The organism is Vibrio sp. ABH4_348, assembly GCF_056159765.1.
The window spans coordinates 2,697,558-2,716,781 of record NZ_JBSWVW010000001.1 but is presented as its reverse complement, the minus strand read 5'-3'; the positions used below and the strand labels follow the sequence as shown (position 1 = coordinate 2,716,781).

General features: G+C 46.2%; 15 protein-coding genes and 1 pseudogene. 9 read left to right on the top strand and 7 right to left on the bottom strand.

Annotated features, from left to right (window positions below):
* The first annotated feature begins 32 nt into the window (after positions 1-32).
* The 4 genes from ACXAFJ_RS12450 (at position 33) to cysE (ending at position 3,152) form a co-directional block, all read left to right on the top strand.
* On the top strand, positions 33-467 hold the full coding sequence (locus tag ACXAFJ_RS12450) for a rhodanese-like domain-containing protein (RefSeq protein ID WP_475323749.1): 435 nt from the start codon (positions 33-35) through the stop codon (positions 465-467).
* A 151-nt stretch (positions 468-618) separates the two neighbouring features.
* Positions 619-1,098: a protein-export chaperone SecB gene (secB, locus tag ACXAFJ_RS12445; protein ID WP_475323747.1), complete on the top strand. Its 480-nt coding sequence runs from the start codon at positions 619-621 to the stop codon at positions 1,096-1,098.
* A gap of 170 nt (positions 1,099-1,268) precedes the next feature.
* Positions 1,269-2,297 (top strand): NAD(P)H-dependent glycerol-3-phosphate dehydrogenase, encoded by a 1,029-nt coding sequence (gene gpsA / locus ACXAFJ_RS12440; RefSeq protein ID WP_475323746.1) that lies wholly within the window; start codon positions 1,269-1,271, stop codon positions 2,295-2,297.
* A 33-nt stretch (positions 2,298-2,330) separates the two neighbouring features.
* Positions 2,331-3,152 (top strand): serine O-acetyltransferase, encoded by an 822-nt coding sequence (gene cysE / locus ACXAFJ_RS12435; RefSeq protein WP_475323745.1) that lies wholly within the window; start codon positions 2,331-2,333, stop codon positions 3,150-3,152.
* 87 nt (positions 3,153-3,239) lie between these two features.
* On the opposite strand, the gene ACXAFJ_RS12430 is transcribed toward cysE, so the two are convergent.
* From ACXAFJ_RS12430 to argE, 3 genes are all read right to left on the bottom strand, one after another.
* Entirely contained in the window at positions 3,240-3,779 is a 540-nt protein-coding gene (locus ACXAFJ_RS12430) for a PadR family transcriptional regulator (protein WP_475323743.1), read from the bottom strand.
* 441 nt (positions 3,780-4,220) lie between these two features.
* Complete coding sequence (ppc, locus tag ACXAFJ_RS12425; protein ID WP_475323742.1) at positions 4,221-6,854, bottom strand: phosphoenolpyruvate carboxylase; 2,634 nt, start codon at positions 6,852-6,854, stop codon at positions 4,221-4,223.
* 229 nt (positions 6,855-7,083) lie between these two features.
* On the bottom strand, positions 7,084-8,223 hold the full coding sequence (gene argE / locus ACXAFJ_RS12420) for an acetylornithine deacetylase (RefSeq protein ID WP_475323741.1): 1,140 nt from the start codon (positions 8,221-8,223) through the stop codon (positions 7,084-7,086).
* 146 nt (positions 8,224-8,369) lie between these two features.
* Between argE and argC the strand changes: the two genes are divergently transcribed.
* From argC to argH, 4 genes and pseudogenes are all read left to right on the top strand, one after another.
* Positions 8,370-9,371, top strand: coding sequence for an N-acetyl-gamma-glutamyl-phosphate reductase (argC, locus tag ACXAFJ_RS12415; RefSeq protein WP_475323739.1), 1,002 nt, complete (start codon positions 8,370-8,372; stop codon positions 9,369-9,371).
* A gap of 10 nt (positions 9,372-9,381) precedes the next feature.
* Positions 9,382-10,158: an acetylglutamate kinase gene (gene argB, locus ACXAFJ_RS12410; RefSeq protein ID WP_475323738.1), complete on the top strand. Its 777-nt coding sequence runs from the start codon at positions 9,382-9,384 to the stop codon at positions 10,156-10,158.
* A gap of 55 nt (positions 10,159-10,213) precedes the next feature.
* Positions 10,214-11,428 (top strand): argininosuccinate synthase, encoded by a 1,215-nt coding sequence (locus ACXAFJ_RS12405; protein ID WP_475323737.1) that lies wholly within the window; start codon positions 10,214-10,216, stop codon positions 11,426-11,428.
* An 88-nt stretch (positions 11,429-11,516) separates the two neighbouring features.
* Positions 11,517-12,884: pseudogene (gene argH / locus ACXAFJ_RS12400) on the top strand (argininosuccinate lyase); the annotation flags it as partial.
* Positions 12,885-13,037: 153 nt separating this feature from the next.
* Here the strand turns inward: argH and ACXAFJ_RS12395 are convergent.
* The 3 genes from ACXAFJ_RS12395 to ACXAFJ_RS12385 all read right to left on the bottom strand — a co-directional run bounded on the left by ACXAFJ_RS12395 (position 13,038) and on the right by ACXAFJ_RS12385 (position 15,594).
* On the bottom strand, positions 13,038-13,280 hold the full coding sequence (locus ACXAFJ_RS12395) for a DUF3624 domain-containing protein (protein ID WP_475323735.1): 243 nt from the start codon (positions 13,278-13,280) through the stop codon (positions 13,038-13,040).
* A 41-nt stretch (positions 13,281-13,321) separates the two neighbouring features.
* Positions 13,322-14,779, bottom strand: a complete 1,458-nt coding sequence (locus tag ACXAFJ_RS12390) for a dihydrolipoyl dehydrogenase (protein WP_475323734.1) — start codon at positions 14,777-14,779, stop codon at positions 13,322-13,324.
* An 86-nt stretch (positions 14,780-14,865) separates the two neighbouring features.
* The gene (locus ACXAFJ_RS12385; RefSeq protein ID WP_475323733.1) at positions 14,866-15,594 is read right to left on the bottom strand and encodes a glutathione peroxidase; all 729 of its coding nucleotides are present in this window, start codon (positions 15,592-15,594) and stop codon (positions 14,866-14,868) included.
* Positions 15,595-15,741: 147 nt separating this feature from the next.
* Between ACXAFJ_RS12385 and oxyR the strand changes: the two genes are divergently transcribed.
* Positions 15,742-16,629, top strand: coding sequence for a DNA-binding transcriptional regulator OxyR (gene oxyR, locus ACXAFJ_RS12380; RefSeq protein ID WP_475323731.1), 888 nt, complete (start codon positions 15,742-15,744; stop codon positions 16,627-16,629).
* 47 nt (positions 16,630-16,676) lie between these two features.
* On the opposite strand, the gene ACXAFJ_RS12375 is transcribed toward oxyR, so the two are convergent.
* On the bottom strand, positions 16,677-19,196 hold the full coding sequence (locus ACXAFJ_RS12375) for a penicillin-binding protein 1A (protein ID WP_475323730.1): 2,520 nt from the start codon (positions 19,194-19,196) through the stop codon (positions 16,677-16,679).
* Between the last annotated feature and the right edge of the window lie 28 nt (positions 19,197-19,224).

Sequence of the window (19,224 nt, the reverse complement as noted above, 5' to 3'; positions counted from 1 at the left end):
AACTCGACGACCAGAAGTAAGAGCAGGATACAATGCAAGAGTACATTGATTTTATTCAAAACAATATGATCCTTTCCCTAGTGTGGGTAGGTATCGTGATCGCGCTGATTGCTAACATCTACAAATCGGCTACCGCCGCTTACAAAGAGATTACGGCGCAGCAAGTGACTCATATGATTAATAAAGAAGAAGGCATCGTGGTTGATATTCGTTCAAAAGACGAGTTCCGCAAAGGGCATATTACCGATGCTGTGCATATTCTTCCTTCTGAGATCAAAGCGGGTAACTTAGGTAGCTTGGCGAGCAAAAAATCTCAGCCAGTTATCGTGGTATGTAAGACAGGCCAAACGGCGCAAGAAAGCGCTAATGAATTGGCAAAAGCTGGCTTTGAAAATGTCAACTTGCTGAAGAATGGTCTAGTCGCTTGGAGTGAAGCGAACTTGCCATTGGTGCGCGGCAAAAAATAGGCGTGTTCGTTCTACAACAGGGCGAAAAACCAACAGCGAGCCCCGATAGATGTGAACATATGCACGCTTTTCAGCAGATGACTAGTGATGCAAACGCTCTCGGGGTAGTCTCGGACAATATTCTAAATTGATTAGGTAAAGGATTTAACTCATGGCTGATTCAGCTCCACAAAACGAAGCACAACAGAATTTCTCTATTCAACGCATCTTTCTAAAAGACTTGTCGTTTGAAGCACCAAACTCGCCAAACGTATTCCAAAAAGAATGGCAACCAGACGTAAACCTAGACCTAGACACTAAGAGCAACGAGCTAGGTGAAGGCGTATTTGAAGTTGTATTGCGTCTAACGGTTACGGTAAAAAATGCAGAAGAGACGGCTTTCCTTTGTGAAGTACACCAAGCTGGTATCTTTACAGCGGACAACATGGAAGCAGGTCAATTGGCACACTGCCTAGGTGCATTCTGCCCTAACATTCTATTCCCATACGCTCGTGAAACCATTGCAGGCCTAGTGACTAAAGGTACTTTCCCTCAGTTGAACCTAGCACCTGTTAACTTCGACGCGCTATTCATGAACTACTTGCAGCAACAAGCTCAAGCGCAACCTGCTGAAGGCGAAGCGCAAGCTTAATTCACTATTGCTGAACGTTCTTAAAATGCACAAGTAGTTAAACTGACTTGTGCATTTTTGTTTTTTGGCAATCCATTTATCTCAACTCTTGAAAAGTTCGCCCTTGGGCTGCATCTATCTAAGAGATGGGTATACAATATCGAACAATTACGTACTTTTAAGGCGCAGGCATGACAGAACAGGCCCTTCAAGATAATTCCCAAGTGAGCATGGTTGTACTTGGTGCAGGTTCTTATGGCACATCGTTAGCGATTTCGTTGGCACGAAACGGAGCTCCGGTGATTTTGTGGGGGCATGAGCCTGACCACATGAAAACACTGCAGCAAGAGCGACGTAACCAAGCATTTCTGCCAGACGTCGACTTTCCCGAGTCATTGATTATTGAAGCTGATTTACACGCGGCATTGGCTCGAAGCCAAGACGTATTAGTCGTTGTGCCTAGCCATGCGTTTGCCAGCGTTTTGCAGCAAATGCAGCCATTTTTGCGTTCAGATAGTCGTATCTGTTGGGCTACCAAAGGGTTGGAACCTGAAACTGGACGACTGCTAAAAGATGTTGCTCATGATGTATTGGGCGAAGAGTATCCCTTAGCTGTATTGTCGGGGCCGACTTTTGCCAAAGAGTTGGCAATGGGCCTGCCTACCGTTATTTCAGTTGCTTCTCCTGACGAGACTTTTGTAAAAGAGCTACAAGAGAAAATCCATTGCAGCCGCACATTCCGCGTGTATGCAAACAGCGATTTTATTGGCATGCAGCTTGGTGGTGCAATTAAAAATGTAATTGCGATTGGCGCTGGTATTGCCGACGGTATCGGTTTTGGTGCTAACGCTCGCGCCGCACTAATTACTCGTGGATTAGTGGAGATGACCCGTTTAGGCGTTGCATTGGGGGCGTCTAATGATACCTTCAAAGGCATGGCCGGTATGGGCGATTTAGTGCTGACTTGTACCGATAATCAATCTCGAAACCGACGTTTCGGTTTGGCATTGGGTCAGGGGCAAGCGGTACAGCAGGCTCAAGATGAAATTGGCCAAGTGGTTGAAGGCTACCGCAATACCAAAGAGGTTTGGCTATTGGCGAATCGACTTGGTGTTGAAATGCCGATTGTGAATCAAATTTACGAAGTTTTGTATCAAGGCAAAGACCCTAAAGAAGCGGCGATCGCTTTGTTATCGCGCGACAAAACTGTAGAGAGCTAGTCCACATAAAGTGGTACTCCAGGGATCAGGAAAATGAAAGATTGTGAAAAAAAAGATGTTTGGAGCGCGATAGTTCGTGAAGCTCGAGAGTTGTCCGAGCAAGAGCCTATGTTGGGCAGTTTTTATCACGCTACCATCATCAAACACGACAGTTTGGCAGCTGCCCTTAGCTACATCCTTGCGAACAAGCTCAATACCGCATCGATGCCAGCGATGGCGGTTCGAGAAGTGGTTGAGGAAGCATTTAATAGTGATCCTAGTATTACTGATGCAGCGGCTTGCGATATCTGCGCAACGGTGAATCGAGATCCTGCGGTGGCGATGTACTCTATGCCGCTGTTGTACTTAAAAGGTTATCACGCGCTTCAGGGTTACCGCGTTGCGAACTGGCTCTGGAACCAGGGCCGACGAGCATTGGCGACCTATTTACAGAATCAAATATCGGTTGCTTGTCAGGTAGACGTTCACCCAGCTGCGAGAATTGGGCATGGCATCATGTTTGACCACGCGACGGGGATTGTCATTGGTGAGACGGCCGTGGTCGAAAATGACGTGTCCATTTTGCAAGATGTTACCCTTGGTGGTACCGGCAAAGAGTGTGGTGATCGTCACCCTAAAATTAGAGAAGGGGTAATGATCGGTGCTGGAGCCAAAATACTGGGCAACATTGAAGTTGGGCAAGGGGCCAAAATTGGGTCCTGTTCTGTGGTACTGCAGTCCGTTCCTGCACACACGACTGTCGCGGGTGTCCCTGCCAAAATAGTAGGTCGCCCTCAAACCGAAAAACCATCGCTAGATATGGATCAGCAGTTTAACGGCAAAACACACGGCTTTATTGGTGGTGACGGTATTTAGCTTGCTTCAGTGTCATCTAGTCACAATATGCAAAAAGGCAGCGATAATCGCTGCCTTTTCTGTATCGAGCTGATTTAGCTATTGGTCTTAACCAATCGCATCTAACTCTGTCACCACTTCTTCTGCCCAAGCTAACCAAGCTTGGCGAGTCAGTAAGTTACGACGCAAAGTCAGACGCTCTAGACGTTGCTGCTTGTTTAGCGCCGCAGGAATTGAGTAATACGTTGACTCAATTTCTTGGTAGTGAGCAACAAGCTTTTGTGACTCGTCAATCAGTTCTACTAATTGGTGGCGATACGGTTCTGATGATTGAACTGCACAAGCCATTAGCTTAGCAGAAAACTCATCGCGCACTGTTGGGTGATTGGTGGGTTGATCAAACCACTCACCAAGGGCGGAGCGACCTGCGTCTGTAATTGAATATACTTTGCGGTCTGGCTTGCCTTCTTGAGGCTCTAATACGCAAGTGACAAGATTCTTATCTGCCATCTTGTTGAGTTCGCGATACACTTGCTGATGGCTTGCTTTCCAGAAATAGCCAATGCTGGCTGAGAATTCTTTTGTTATGTCGTATCCAGTTGCATCTCGTGTGCTTAGGACAGTTAGAATTACGTGTGGTAATGACATGTTTTTAATCCAAGTGGTCAAATATACTTCAAATCTATGATTGGATGTCGTTTGTGCTTCTTTGTCGGCACTGTTATCAACTTGTTTCCAATCACGCCAACACTAGGTTGGTCATGTCACCTCAAAAGCCGTTATCACCTAGGGTAATAATAATTATCTCTGCGTAGTGTTGCTTTTATTGGTTATGCAGAGGAGCAGTAGTATATCTAAATAATAAGCACAAAGTGGAATACTGTTGTCAGAATTATCAAAAAACTGATAAAAAACTCATTAATGCAACCTTTTGGTTTTAAATTTCTTAATTTTCTGTTTTTTTGGTATTTCTTGGTTTTTTATACTGTAATATTTCTCCTTGTTAGTTTAAAAAGTAGTCTGAATTTTTGTCTAATACAAAAAAGGTCTGCACTGTGGCAGACCTTTACCTTTGTATTCTTAGATAACCTAACCTGTATTACGCATACCAGCAGCAATACCCGCGATAGTGATCATCAATGCTTCTTCCAGCTCTGGTGAATCTTGTTCTGAACGACGGGTTCTGTGCAGAAGTTCTGCCTGTAGCATATTGAGTGGCTCAACGTAGATATTTCTCAGACGAATGGATTCTAGTCCCCAAGGATCGCTTTGCATCAAGTTTTCGTTGTTTTCAACGTTGAGTACAGACTTGATGTCTTGTTCTAGCTGCGAGCGAAGTTTGTCGCCAAGTTTTACCAGTTCAGGTTCTACTAGACGTTGATCGTAGTAGCTTGAGATTTGGCTATCGCATTTTGAGTAAACCATTTCCAGCATACCCAGGCGAGTTGAGAAGAAAGGCCATTCACGACACATTTCCTCAAGCAAGGCTTGATGACCTTTATCAACTGAGTACTGAATCGCTTCACCGGCGCCTAGCCAAGCAGGAAGAACCAAACGGTTTTGACTCCATGAGAAGATCCATGGAATGGCACGCAGACTTTCAACGCCGCCGTTAGGGTTACGTTTAGAAGGTCGCGAGCCCAATGGCAGTTTACCCAATTCCAATTCAGGTGTGGCTTGACGGAAATAAGGCACAAAATCTGGCTCGCCGCGTACGATACCACGATAGGCTTCGCAACTGACCTCAGACAACACTTGCATCAAGTCGCGCCATTCTTGTTTTGGCTCTGGTGGTGGTAACAAGTTGGCTTCTAGGATGGCGCTGGCGTACATGTGGAAGCTATTCACGGCAACCTCAGACAAGCCAAGCTTAAAGCGAATCATCTCACCTTGTTCTGTTACACGAAGTCCACCTTTCAGGCTCTTTGGTGGTTGAGACAATAACGCGGCGTGAGCAGGAGCTCCGCCTCGGCCTACCGTACCACCTCGGCCGTGGAATAGAGTAAGTTCCACATCGTTTTCTTCACCAAGGCGAACCAGTGCTTCCATCGCGCTATACTGCGCCCAGCCAGCAGCCATTACACCTGCATCTTTTGCGGAATCTGAATAGCCAATCATCACCATTTGATGGTTTTGGATAAAGCCGCGATACAGGTCGATGTCAAACAGTTGCCCCATAACCGCTTCAGCATTATTCAAGTCATCCAGTGTTTCGAACAATGGACATACATCCATGCGATACGGACAGCCTACCTCTTGAAGCAATAAGTGAACGGCCAGTACATCCGACGCGGTACGCGCCATTGAGATCACGTAAGCGCCAAACGCTTCTTTTGGCTGCTTTGCGATGATGCGGCAGGTATCCAGTACTTCTTGAACTGCTTCTGATGGTTGCCAATCGAGAGGTAGAAGCGGGCGTTTTGAGCTTAGTTCGTTGGTTAAAAACGCTACTTTGTCAGCTTCACTCCAAGAGTCGTAGTCGCCTATCCCTAGGTGACGTGTCAGCTCGGATAGTACATCCGAATGACGAGTGCTCTCTTGACGAATGTCGAGACGCACCAAATGCACACCAAATGCTTTCACGCGGCGCAAGGTATCCAGCAGGGAACCATCGGCGATGACACCCATGCCACACTCGTGTAGAGACTGGTAACAAGCTTCTAGTGGAGTCCAAAGCTGCTCAGCACTTTTCAGTGGTGCTTTTACAGAGAGGTCTTCACCATTGATTTTGGCTTCTAAAATGTTTTTGGTATCGAGTAGTAAAGCGCGTAATCCTTTTAGAACTTCACGATAAGGTTCGTGTGCTTCGTCACCTGCCAACTGTCGTAACGTGTCGTTGCAGCGCGTCATTGACAACTCGCTGACAAGTTCATTGATGTCTTCTAGGAATAAGTCAGCCGCTTTCCAGCGCGACAACAGCATTACTTCGCGAGTGATTTTATGAGTCACAAACGGGTTACCGTCACGGTCACCACCCATCCAAGAAGAGAAGTGCACTGGACGGAAATCAATCGGTAGACGATCGCCTAGGTGTTCGGATACTTTGACATCAAGTTCACGCAAAAACTCAGGTACGGCATCCCAAAGCGAGTTTTCAACAACAGCGAAACCCCATTTAGCTTCATCAAGCGGCGTAGGACGCTGTTTGCGAATCTCATCCGAGTGCCAGCTTTGTGCCACTAATTGTTCTAGGCGGCGCTCTGTTTTTTGTCTTTCTTTTCCAGATAGATCAGCTAGCTCCAGTTTCGATAAACACTCATTTATCTTCACTAGCTTGTTGATCATGGTGCGACGAGTAATTTCTGTCGGGTGAGCGGTGAGCACGAGCTCGATATTTAAGTTGCGAATTTCATTGGCCGCATCAAGCTTGCTAATTTTGTTTTGCTCAAGTTTGTCAAACAAACTGCTAATAGCATCTGGCTCGCAAACGTTCGATTCGCAGTGGCGAGAAATAGTGTGGTATTGCTCAGCGATATTGGTGAGGTTCAAAAACTGGTTAAACGCTCGAGCAACAGGAATCAGCTCTTCATTGCTGAGTCCTTCAATTTCATTGATGAGTCGGTCTCTATCATCTTGTGTGCCGTCATGTGCGGCCTTTGAAAGTTGACGAATTGATTCAACTTTTTCAAGGACAACGTCTCCGTGAGCATCCTTAATCGTATTGCCAAGCAAGTGGCCTAGCATACTGACATTGCTTCTCAATGCAGAGTATTTCTCATTCATTGTCATCCTGCCTTGTAAAAAAATTACATCCATTGTGTATCATGCAAGTGTGTCAATTTAGCGAAAATAGCCCTATGACGTCAAATTGAGCACGCTTAGATTGCATTTTTAGTGCAAGTGAATGTTAAGAAGAAATTGGTAAGTTGAAATAAAACTACAGAATATTGCTCAAAAAGGTCGGCACTGAGTGAGCACCGACGGCAAAGAGTCTTAATGTTGGTATCGTGACTTAGTCAAAACAATATTGACGTATTGCCTTGCTGAGAATGTTGATAGTCGGATCTATGTATTCGAACGCCAAGAACTCATCTGGTTGGTGTGCTTGGTCGATTGAACCTGGACCTAATACCAAGGTTGGGCAGAGCTGCTGTAAAAATGGCGCTTCGGTACAGTAGTTAACGGTTTCTGCAGGCTTTTCACAGATATGTTCGATACCTTCAATAAAGTGATGATTGGCATTACATTCGTAGCCGGGAATGGGTTCGTGTAAAGGAGTGATGTCAATGCGCCCCGGCCATTTCGCTTCAACTTCTGCAAGCGCCGATTTGAGCATGTTATCTAGGCCATCCAAACTGATCCCCGGCAGTGGTCTAACATCGTAGTGCAACTCGCAACAGCCACAGATGCGGTTGGGACTATCTCCACCGTGAATATGGCCTAAGTTCAATGTCGGGTTTGGAATGGCAAATCCAGGGTGATGATATTCCTTAATCAGTTTTTGCTTGAGCTCTTTGAGTGCAAATATAACGTCATACATGATGTCGATTGCATTAACACCCAAACTTGGATCCGATGAGTGACCAGAGCGCCCCGTGACTCTAATGGCGTTAGCGACATGACCTTTATGAGCGCGAATCGGGGTTAAGCTCGTTGGCTCACCAATGATGCAATAGTCAGGTTTAAAAGGTGCATCGCTAGAGAAATGACGTGCGCCCAGCATTGTAGTCTCTTCATCACACGTAGCGAGTACATAAAGTGGCTTGCTTTGTTTGCTCCAATCCATGCGTTTCGCCGCTTCATAGATAAACGCAAAGTAGCCTTTCATATCGGCGGTGCCCAAACCGTAAAAACGGTTGTCTTTTTCAGTTAAGGCATGAGGGTTGAAATTCCAGCGTCCTTCGTCAAAAGGAACCGTATCACTGTGGCCCGCCAGTAGCAGACCTCCTTCCCCTTGTCCTTTTTTAGCAATGAGATTGTATTTTCCCGGTTCCACTTGCACGGTTTCGGTTTCAAAGCCTAGGTCAGCAAACCAAGTTTCCATCTTTTCAATAACCGCTTGGTTACCTTCATCCCAACTAGGCTCGGTTGAGCTGATTGATGAAGTTGAAATAAGGCCTTGGTAAACATCAAGAAAGCTAGGTAATTGCACGATATCTATTCCTTGGTTATTGACACAGAGATAGGGAAAGGGTAAAAAGCATATTAAATCATTTAAAATGAATATAAAGTCATTTTGATTAAGTTATTTTAAATTGATAGTCATTATTTGCTTAGGCTATCCAAGGGTAAGTTAAGATGCTAAAGACAACCATAATTGGAGCAACGGGATACACGGGAGCGGAACTGGCACTCATGGTGTCTCGTCACCCAGAACTTACGCTATCAGGTTTGTACGTTTCCGCCAACAGCGTTGATGCTGGAAAGCTACTTAGTGATTTACATGGACCGTTGGTTGGCTTGGTGGATGTACCTGTCCAAGCAATGACAGACGTAGAGTCAGTCGCAAGTGAATCCGATGTGGTTTTTTTAGCTACTGCTCACGAAGTTTCCCACGATCTTGCACAAACCTTTCTAAATGCGGGTTGTCAGGTTTTTGATTTATCAGGTGCATTTCGTGTTAAAAGTGAAGGCTTTTACGAGAAGTTTTACGGCTTTGAACACCAGTTCTCCCAATTGTTGGATCAAGCAGCCTACGGTTTAGCGGAGTGGAATACTGAAGCAATCAAATCTAGCAAGTTGGTCGCCGTGCCTGGATGTTATCCAACCGCCTCACAATTGGCTCTTAAACCGCTACTTTCTGCACAAATTTTGGATACTCAACAATGGCCAGTGATTAACGCCGTAAGTGGCGTATCTGGTGCCGGTCGAAAAGCGACGTTAACAAACAGCTTTTGTGAAGTCAGCCACCATGCCTACGGGGTGTTCAACCATAGACACCAACCTGAAATCGCGGCGCATTTAGACACACCAGTGATCTTTACTCCGCACTTAGGCAATTTCAAACGCGGTATTTTAGCGACAATTACGGTCAAACTTACTGGCGATGTGAGTGACGAACAAATTTCAGCTGCATTTGATAAAGCCTACCAACACAAGCCGTTAGTGCGAGTCAAAGCTGACCTTCCGAAACTACAAGATGTACAACACACACCGTTTTGCGATATCGGCTGGAAACGAGATGGGCAGCATCTGATTATCGTCTCTGCAATTGACAACTTATTGAAGGGCGCATCAAGCCAAGCGATGCAATGCCTAAATATTCATTACGGGTTTAATGAAACCCAATCGCTTGTGTAGGAGCCGAAAGATGACAAAACCTTTGGTTCTTAAATTTGGCGGCGCCGCACTGTCTTCACCAGAAACGTTGGCAAAGGTTTTTGCAGCCATCGCTCAATACCAAAGCCAAGCGGATAGGCAGATTGTCTTGGTTCATGGCGGTGGCTACTTAGTCGACGACCTGATGTCTGCACTTTCACTGCCTACAGTGAAAAAGAAAGGATTGAGAGTGACACCAAAAGAGCATATCGGCTACATCACAGGTGCTCTTGCTGGAACGGCGAACAAAACTTTGCAAGGCATGGCAATTCAAGCAGGTTTGAACACTGTCGGTTTCAGTCTTGCGGATGGTGGTTTGTGTAACGTCGAACAGTTGGATGCTGAGCTAGGTAATGTCGGAAGCGCAACAGCGGGCGATAGCACAGTCCTTAAAGCCGTTCTTAGCACGGGCGCATTACCAATTATTAGCTCGATTGGATTGTCTAACGAAGGTGAACTGATGAACGTCAATGCTGACCAAGCCGCAGTGGCAGTGGCAGCTGCACTGGATGCAGAGTTAGTGCTCTTGTCTGATGTGAGTGGTGTACTGGATGGTAAAGGTCAATTGCTTAACCAGTTAGACCAAACTCAAGCAGAAGCCCTTATCGAAGCCAAAGTGATTACCGATGGCATGATTGTCAAAGTGCAGGCAGCCCTGCAAGCGGCTAGAGAACTTGGCAGAGCGATTGAAGTTGCCAGTTGGCGTTACCCCGAAGAACTAAAGCAACTATTTTCCGGCGAAAACGTTGGAACGCGTTTTCACCCATAAAAACAATTAATACCAAATGCAGCGACTAAGCGTTTTTGGTCAGTGGAGAAATACAATGAGTAAACCAAATATTAATAAAGTCGTGGTCGCGTATTCTGGCGGCCTAGATACCTCCGTTATCATTCCGTGGTTAAAAGAAAACTACGACTGTGAAGTGGTTGCATTTGTTGCCGATGTTGGCCAAGAAGTGTATGAACTTGAAGGCATTGAAGAAAAGGCGAAAGCCTCTGGTGCATCGGAATGTTATGTCGTTGACCTAAAAGAAGAGATGGTTGCCGACTACATTTACCCAACACTAAAAACAGGCGCTTGCTATGAAGGTAAGTACCTGCTTGGTACTTCAATGGCTCGTCCTATCATCGCTAAAGCACAAGTTGAAGTGGCACGTAAAGTGGGTGCAGATGCTCTATGTCATGGCTGTACCGGTAAAGGTAACGACCAAGTGCGTTTTGAAGGCGCATTTGCTGCCCTTGCACCAGACCTACACGTGATCGCGCCTTGGCGTGAGTGGGATTTGGTGAGCCGTGAAGAATGTCTAGATTACCTTGCTGAGCGCAACATCCCTTGTTCAGCATCACTGACTAAAATTTACTCTCGTGATGCCAATGCTTGGCATATCTCTACTGAGGGTGGTGTGCTAGAAGACCCGTGGAGTGCACCAACGGACGAATGTTGGGTTTGGACGAAAAATCCGGAGCAGGCACCAGATACTCCAGAGTACGTAAACATCAAGATTGAAAATGGTGAAGTTGTCGAAGTCGACGGTCAAAAGCTGTCACCATACAAAACGGTTCAGTACTTGAACCATAAAGGTAGCGAGCACGGCGTAGGTCGTATCGATATCGTAGAAAACCGTTTGGTTGGTATGAAGTCTCGCGGTTGTTACGAAACTCCGGGTGGGACCATCATCATGGAAGCACTGCGTGCGATTGAGCAGCTTGTTTTGGACAAGGCCTCGTTTGAATTCCGTGAAGAGCTCGGTGTTAAAGCAGCACAATTAGTTTACGATGGTCGTTGGTTTACCGCGCTGCGCAGTTCACTATTTGCGGCAACCGATGACTTGGCGAAAGACGTGAACGGTGAAGTGGTTATCAAGCTTTACAAAGGCCAGGCGATTGTCACACAAAAACGCTCGCCAAACAGCTTGTATTCAGAAGAGTTTGCAACCTTTGGTGCAGACGAAGTATACGACCAAAGCCACGCTGAAGGCTTTATCCGTCTTTACTCACTATCAAGCCGTATTCGCGCGCTTCACAATACTAAGAAGTAAACCAACACAGCAATCAATGGTGTGGCTCGTACTGAGCCACCCATACTCGTTACCCAACTTATCTTTTTCATCCTAAAGGAGACTCGCCATGGCATTATGGGGCGGCAGATTTACTCAACAAGCGGATACCCGTTTTAAAGATTTCAATGACTCTTTGGGTTTTGATTACCGATTGGCTGAACAAGATATCGTGGGTTCGATTGCTTGGTCTAAAGCGTTAGTGACTGTAGGTGTGTTGACAGCACAGGAGCAAACACAGCTTGAGCAAGCACTAGTAGAACTTAAGGCGAGGGTGGTCGAAAATCCGAAGCAGATCTTGGCTTCAGATGCTGAAGACATCCATTCTTGGGTAGAGCAAGCATTGATCGCTAAAGTTGGTGACTTAGGTAAAAAGCTTCACACCGGTCGTTCTCGGAACGACCAAGTGGCAACAGACCTTAAACTATGGTGCCGTGAGCAATCTGAGTCATTGCTGGGTGGTTTAAAGCATCTGCAAGAGAAGCTGGTTTCAGTTGCCAAGAAAAATCAAGACGTGGTACTGCCGGGTTACACGCACTTACAACGTGCGCAACCGGTGACGTTTGCTCATTGGTGTATGGCGTACGTCGAAATGTTTGCTCGTGATTACAGCCGCCTTGAAGATGCACTACAACGTTTTAATACTTGTCCACTGGGCTCCGGCGCATTGGCGGGTACCGCTTATGCAATCGACAGAGAATTGCTTGCTCAAGACCTAGGCTTTCACAGTGCAACACGTAACTCCCTAGATGCCGTGTCTGACCGTGATCATGTGATGGAATTGATGTCAGTAGCTTCGATTTCAATGTTGCATTTATCGCGTATGGCGGAAGATATGATCTTCTATAACTCTGGTGAAGCAAACTTTCTTGAACTAGCCGATACCGTGACTTCTGGTTCATCATTGATGCCTCAGAAGAAAAATCCGGATGCGCTAGAACTGATCCGCGGCAAAGTTGGTCGTGTGTATGGTTCACTTGCGGGCATGATGATGACAGTCAAAGCCCTGCCACTTGCTTACAACAAAGACATGCAGGAAGACAAAGAGGGGCTGTTTGATGCACTCGACACTTGGGCGGTGTGCATGGATATGGCTGCACTGTGTTTTGAAGGCATCAAAGTGAATAAGGCACGCACATTAGAAGCGGCTCAGCAGGGGTATTCGAATGCTACTGAATTAGCCGATTACTTAGTGGCTAAAGGAATCCCATTCCGCGAGGCTCACCATATTGTCGGTGTCGCGGTGGTAGCCGCAATTGAAAAGGGTTGTGCGTTGGAAGAGTTGTCTATTGAAGAGCTGCAACAGTTCTCTAATGTCATTGAATCGGACGTTTATCCAGTTTTGACCATTGAGTCGTGCTTGAAACAGCGCTGCGCGCTAGGCGGAGTTGGTCCTGAACAAGTTGCGTTTGCCATTGACCAAGCTGAACAGCGCTTAAAATAAGTCATCTGTTGATTCTGTCTGATTGAACCAAAAGTGCCGATATAGCTCTAGGTTAAATTGGATAACGAAACGTAATAATAAAAGCCAGTAATCAAGTTACTGGCTTTTTTGATCAAGGATTCCGCTTCATGCTAGTTCGTGTTGCCCTCAACCTTTCCCCCTAAATGGCAAAACCAAGAATTTAAAAACCAAATGCAGGGTTAGCAAACCTGTAAAAGCGAGATTGGCAAACAAAGCGGCGATGGCTGCAACTTGACTAGCTTGATTGGAAAAGAAATAAAACCAAATAGGCCAACCAATAGCGGTCAAAAAAGTAAGCTGCCACATGCAGCGGTGACAGGTCCCAATTTTTTTCCAGAACCAAGGTTCACGACAATGTGGACAGCTCATTTTATTTCCTTAATGCTCAGGGTGTCTCTGGCTACGCGATGTTAGCAGCCCGGACCACAATCAAGGCAATGTTTGATCATTTCTGGCCCTAAGTGCAATTTCGCGTTGAGATCGCGCAGTGCGGTTCTCACTCCTTCTTCTATCACAGGGTGGTAGAAAGGCATATCAAGCATTTGAGAAATCGTCATTTTGTTTTGGTGCGCCCAAGCTAACAAGTGAGCCAGGTGTTCGGCGTTGGGTCCCATCATCTCGGCGCCAAGGAAACGCCCAGTTCCTTGCTCGCCATACACATTCAGTACCCCTTGGTTGCGCAGCATGACTCGCGAGCGCCCCTGATTTTCAAAGGACACGGTACCTGTGGCAAAGCAATTGCAGGTACCCAAGCGTTCCGATAGCTGTTTATGTGTCTCGCCAACCATTGCAATCTGTGGGTCAGTGAAGACCGCGGCAATAATGCTGCGACGTAGTCCTGCTCGTATATCTGGGAATCGTCCAGCATTATCACCTGCAATTCTGCCCTGATCTGCAGCCTCGTGTAGCAGTGGGATCTGGTTACTGGCATCGCCAGCGATGAAAATATGAGCCAAGCTGGTCTGTAATGTGTAATGATCTGCCTTAGGTACGCCTACTGAGTCCAGTTCGATGTCTAAGGCATCAAGGCCTAGTTTGTCGACGTTAGGACGACGTCCCGTTGCTGCCAGTACATAGTCAACGACAAAGGTATCTTCTTGACCGTCAAGGGTGGTGTAGTGGATTTCAACAGCCTGCTTGTTCTCACTGAGCTGCATCTTTGTGACGTTGGCATCTGGGTCCAAGTAAAACTCTTCTTGGAACGCCTTGGTCGCATAGCTGTGGACTTGAGGATCGGTTAATGGTCCAACTTGTCCCCCACGGCCAAACACTTTGACATCAACGCCAAGACGGTGCAGAGACTGACCTAGTTCGAGACCAATCACCCCCGGACCAAAAACAGCCACAGATTTTGGCAATGTGTCCCAATCAAACACATCATCATTGATAATGAGTCGGTCGCCAAGCTCATGCCAAACGGCTGGATAAGTCGGACGCGAGCCCGTCGCGATGACCACTTTTTCAGCAACGACTTTTGTATGATCGTCGACCTGTAAAGTATGAGCATCGATAAACTTGGCGTACCCCAAAATCTTGTCTTGTTCAGGGATCTCTTCAACCCCTTCAAGCACAAAACCGACAAAACGATCACGCTCAGATTTCACACGAGCCATCACTTGTTCACCGTTGATGGTCGGCTTGCCATTTGGGTGCACGCCAAAGTGGTGTGCTTTTTCGATCTGGTGGACACTTTCTGCTGCCGCAATTAATAGTTTGGAAGGCATGCAACCCACGCGAGCACAAGTGGTGCCAAATGGTCCGCCTTCAATAAGAACCACATTGTCTGTGTGCTGCTTAGCTGCTCGGTAGGCCCCTAGACCTGCGGTACCGCCACCGATGACCGCTACATTAACATGACGAGTTTCCATGACTGCTCCGTATGAAAAATTTGACGTGAAAATAAGATTGGTAATAAAAGAGCCCCTTTTGGGGGCTCTGTACACAGACTCGTGAGTTAGCCGAAATACGCTTCTAAGTCGTCGCTGCCGCCTATGTGTTTTCCACCAATAAAGACTTGGGGAACCGTCGTTCTGCCACTGACTGCTCTTAGGCTAACAGTAGTTGCATCTTTGCCGAGTACAACTTCTTCGAAAGAAAGCCCTTTTTCAGTAAGTAGCGTTTTCGCCTTGGCACAGAATGGGCATCCTGGTTTAGTGAAAACGGTAACGGATTCTTGAGTTTTGAAATCTGGAGCGATGTGCTTCAACATAGTGTCTGCGTCTGACACTTTGAACGGGTCGCCTGGCTCATTTGGTTCAATGAACATTTTTTCCACCACACCGTTTTTCACCAACATGCTGTAGCGCCATGAACGTTTACCAAAGCCAAGGTCGTTTTTGTTGACTAATAGTCCCATACCCTCGGTAAATTCACCGTTACCATCAGGAATAAAGGTAATGTTTTCTGCTTCTTGGTCTTGTTTCCATGCATTCATGACGAACGTATCGTTAACAGAGACACAAAGAATGTCGTCGACACCATGTTGTTTAAATACAGGGAACAATTCGTTGTATCTTGGCAAATGGCTTGAAGAACAGGTTGGTGTAAATGCGCCCGGCAAGCTAAATACAATCACCGTTTTGTCTTTGAACAACTCGTCCGTAGTAACATTAACCCACTGGTCATTTTGACGAGTTGGGAATGTGACGTTCGGTACGGCTTGGCCTTCTTTTGATGCAAACATGAATGTTTCCTCGTTTGGATTGGTTGCTTTCAGTGTAGTGCTTATCTGCACTTCTTTTCGTTGAGATAAGTATCGGCCTTTTAGTTTGATAGGTACAATCGTTTGATGCTATGGTTTCGATAGTCATTTCCTATTTTAAGTCGCACCATGAATATTAGAGATTTAGAGTATTTAATTGCGCTCTCTGAGCATAAACACTTCAGAAAGGCTGCAGAGGCTTGCTTTGTTAGCCAGCCCACGTTGAGCGGACAAATACGCAAGTTAGAAACCGAGCTGGGAAGCACTTTGTTGGAGCGTTCAAGCCGAAAGGTATTATTTACTGAGTCTGGGATGGAGCTGGTGGAGCAAGCTAAGCGCATCCTGAATGAGGTGAAAACGCTACAAGATATGGCGAGTGGTCAAAATGGCGAAATGCGTGGGCCGTTACACATCGGCTTTATTCCAACGGTTGGGCCGTATTTGATGCCCAAAATTGTACCGAGTTTGAAACAAGCTTATCCGGATATGGAACTCTACTTACACGAAGCCCAAACTCATGAGCTAGTTCGACAGTTGGAAGACGGCAAGTTAGATTGTGTGGTTTTGGCGGCTGTAAAAGAAACGGCACATTTTAAGGAAGTCCAAGTCTACGAAGAGCCAATGAGCTTGGCGGTGCCTAATTCACATGAGTGGGCATCGCTCCCTGAGATCGATATGAATTTGCTGAATGGTCGTATCGTATTGTCTCTAGGAGATGGGCACTGCCTAAGAGACCAAGCGTTAGGTTACTGTTTTGCAGCGGGTGCTAAAGATGATGAAAGATTTAAAGCAACCAGTCTGGAAACATTGCGCAATATGGTTGCGGCAGGCGCTGGGATCACTTTAATTCCACAGTTGGCGCTTCCTGACAACCGCAATAAGGATGGAGTGTGTTATATTGAGGCCGTCAACCCGACTCCGAGCCGGAGTATCGTACTGGCTTATCGTCCGGGTTCGCCACTACGCAAACGCTATGAAAAATTAGCCGTTCTGATTCGAGAAAAACTAAACGGGTAACAAGTACCCGTTTAAATGATGTGGCGGAGAATAGAATAGACAGCGCCTTAGAAAAGCTCGTCCGATGTCGGCTCGGAGTACAAGTCTCCGTTCACTTTGTCTTCAACGTATTTATTGGGTTCTGTCCCAGACACAAAATATTCAAACATTGAAGAAGGACCTGATTGGTTAGTAAGTAAACCCGAATCTCGGTCAATTCTTACTCGAACAATATCGTCGGGAATTTGCTTGCGCTGTTGAGGCGTATCTTCAAGTGCGACTGCCATGAAGTCTACCCATGCAGGTTGAGCGGTTTTAGCTCCCGCTTCGCCACCTGACACTTGATTTCTTCCTAAGTTATTGTTGTAACTACTCTTACCTAACTCGCGATTATGGTCATCAAAACCAACCCAAACGGTGGCGACAATCCCAGGGCCATAGCCGCTGTACCAAGCATCTTTAGAATCGTTGGTAGTTCCCGTTTTTCCTCCAACATCACGTCGTTTTAAAGACTGTGCACGCCAACCAGTACCATTCCATCCGGTATTTTGTGCCCAGTTACCACCACCCCAAACGTTGCTATATAACATTTCACGCATCAGGAACGCGGTGTTTTCAGAGATAATTCTAGGTGCGTATTGCGAATCTACGTCTTCTTCTACAATCGAGGTGTCTTGCAAATCGGTTGCTTCAGACAAAGCCTGAGCTTGGCATTCTTGACGGCAAATGGTTAGAGGTGCAGCTTGGTGTTCAATTTCGCCGAACGGCGACTCAACACGCTCAATAAAATAAGGCTCTACATAATAACCACCGTTGGCAAAGGCTGAATACCCTTGAGCCATTTGTACTGGCGTTAAGCTGCCCGCTCCAAGTGCAATGGTTTCTGATCTCGGCAGTTCATCTAATTTGAAACCAAATCGCGTTAAATATTCACGAGTAGGGTCTAAGCCAACTTCTCGCAGAACTCGAACCGCCATGACATTTTTTGATGTGGCTAAGCCAATACGCATGCGAGTTGGGCCAATATACTTCGGTGGCGAATTTTTAGGACGCCACGCCGTGCCTTGGCTTTGGTCCCATTGATTTATCGGTGCATCGTTAACCAAGGTTGCCAAAGTCATACCTGAGTCTACCGCTGCAGAATAAATGAAAGGTTTAATACTTGAACCAACTTGACGTATCGATTGGGTCGCTCGGTTAAACTTGTTGTGGATAAAGTTGAAGCCACCGACTAACGCTTCAAGTGAACCATTCTCCGGGTTGAGTGCGACAAAAGCGGTATTGGCGTCAGGTAACTGGCTCAAATTCCACAGCGTTTCTAACTCCCCTGTCTCTTGGTTGTTTACTTCAAACTTCTGAACCCAGATAACTTCACCAACGTTGACTATATCAGCGGCCTTATTTGGCTCAGGTCCTTGACGAGTATCGGTAACAAAACGTCTTGCCCACTTTAAACCGTCCCAATCTATAGTTTGGTTTCCATGGCGTTTGACCATAATTTCAATTGATCTGTCAAACGTGTCTGTTACCACTGCAGGGATGAGTGGACCGTAAATTGGTAAATCATCCAGCTTCTGATTAATTGTCTCACGGGAAGGTACTGGCTCGTTTGGTTGCCACCAAGTGTCTATGGCACCTCTAAAACCATGGCGCTGGTCGTAGGCCAATAAGTTGTTGATCGCTGCCTCTGTCGCGGTTGTTTGTAATTTGGAGGTGACGGTGGTGTAAACACGTTTACCTGAGGTGTAAACCTCTTCACCATAACGTTCCACCATCCAAGCTCGTGCTAGCTCTGCGACGTAGGGCGCACTTAATTCGATTTCTGCACCGTGATAACGAGCTACAATAGGTGACGCTTTGGCGGCTTCAAACTCTTCTTTGGTAATGTATTTTTCATCCAACATTCGCAATAACACGACGTTGCGGCGATTGGTTGCTCTTTCCAAAGAATACAGCGGATTCATGGTAGATGGGGCTTTAGGCATACCTGCTAACATGGCAAGTTCGCTTAATGTAAGTTGGTCGAGTTCTCGACCGAAGTAGACTCGCGCAGCGGCGCCAAAGCCATACGAACGATAACCAAGGAATACTTTATTGACATACAGCTCGAGGATCTCTTGTTTTGTCAGTAATCGTTCAATGTGGATGGCGATGAAAATCTCTTTGATTTTACGCATGATCTTCTTCTCGTTGGTTAAGAAGAAGTTTCGAGCAAGTTGCTGGGTTAGGGTACTGGCACCTTGTTTGGCACTGCCGGACATGGCAACAACAAAAGCGGCACGAACGATACCAATTGGGTCGATACCGGGATGGTCATAAAAACGGCTGTCTTCGGTTGCGATAAGCGCATCGATCAGTTCTTGAGGAATATCTTCATATTTGACAGGAATGCGACGCTTTTCACCAAATTGAGAGATAAGTTGGCCGTCACGACTGAAAACTTGCATTGGTGTCTGTAACTTAACATCTTTCAACGTTGCTACGTCTGGTAGCTCGGGTTTGACATACAAGTAGAAACCAAAAATTGTGGTGACTCCAAGAAAGATGCAAACCAATGAAAAAATGAACAGTCGCTTTATGAACTTCACTGGATATTCCCTGATAAATTGAGGTTCA

Bases quoted from the DNA above. Each gene is read 5' to 3' on its own strand.
- gpsA (WP_475323746.1), top strand. From the start codon at position 1,269: ATGACAGAACAGGCCCTTCAAGATAATTCCCAAGTGAGCATGGTTGTA.
- ppc (WP_475323742.1), bottom strand. From the start codon at position 6,854: ATGAATGAGAAATACTCTGCATTGAGAAGCAATGTCAGTATGCTAGGC.
- ACXAFJ_RS12385 (WP_475323733.1), bottom strand. From the start codon at position 15,594: ATGTTTGCATCAAAAGAAGGCCAAGCCGTACCGAACGTCACATTCCCA.
- argB (WP_475323738.1), top strand. From the start codon at position 9,382: ATGACAAAACCTTTGGTTCTTAAATTTGGCGGCGCCGCACTGTCTTCA.
- ACXAFJ_RS12450 (WP_475323749.1), top strand. From the start codon at position 33: ATGCAAGAGTACATTGATTTTATTCAAAACAATATGATCCTTTCCCTA.
- ACXAFJ_RS12390 (WP_475323734.1), bottom strand. From the start codon at position 14,779: ATGGAAACTCGTCATGTTAATGTAGCGGTCATCGGTGGCGGTACCGCA.
- ACXAFJ_RS12405 (WP_475323737.1), top strand. From the start codon at position 10,214: ATGAGTAAACCAAATATTAATAAAGTCGTGGTCGCGTATTCTGGCGGC.
- cysE (WP_475323745.1), top strand. From the start codon at position 2,331: ATGAAAGATTGTGAAAAAAAAGATGTTTGGAGCGCGATAGTTCGTGAA.
- ACXAFJ_RS12430 (WP_475323743.1), bottom strand. From the start codon at position 3,779: ATGTCATTACCACACGTAATTCTAACTGTCCTAAGCACACGAGATGCA.
- secB (WP_475323747.1), top strand. From the start codon at position 619: ATGGCTGATTCAGCTCCACAAAACGAAGCACAACAGAATTTCTCTATT.
- argC (WP_475323739.1), top strand. From the start codon at position 8,370: ATGCTAAAGACAACCATAATTGGAGCAACGGGATACACGGGAGCGGAA.
- oxyR (WP_475323731.1), top strand. From the start codon at position 15,742: ATGAATATTAGAGATTTAGAGTATTTAATTGCGCTCTCTGAGCATAAA.
- ACXAFJ_RS12395 (WP_475323735.1), bottom strand. From the start codon at position 13,280: ATGAGCTGTCCACATTGTCGTGAACCTTGGTTCTGGAAAAAAATTGGG.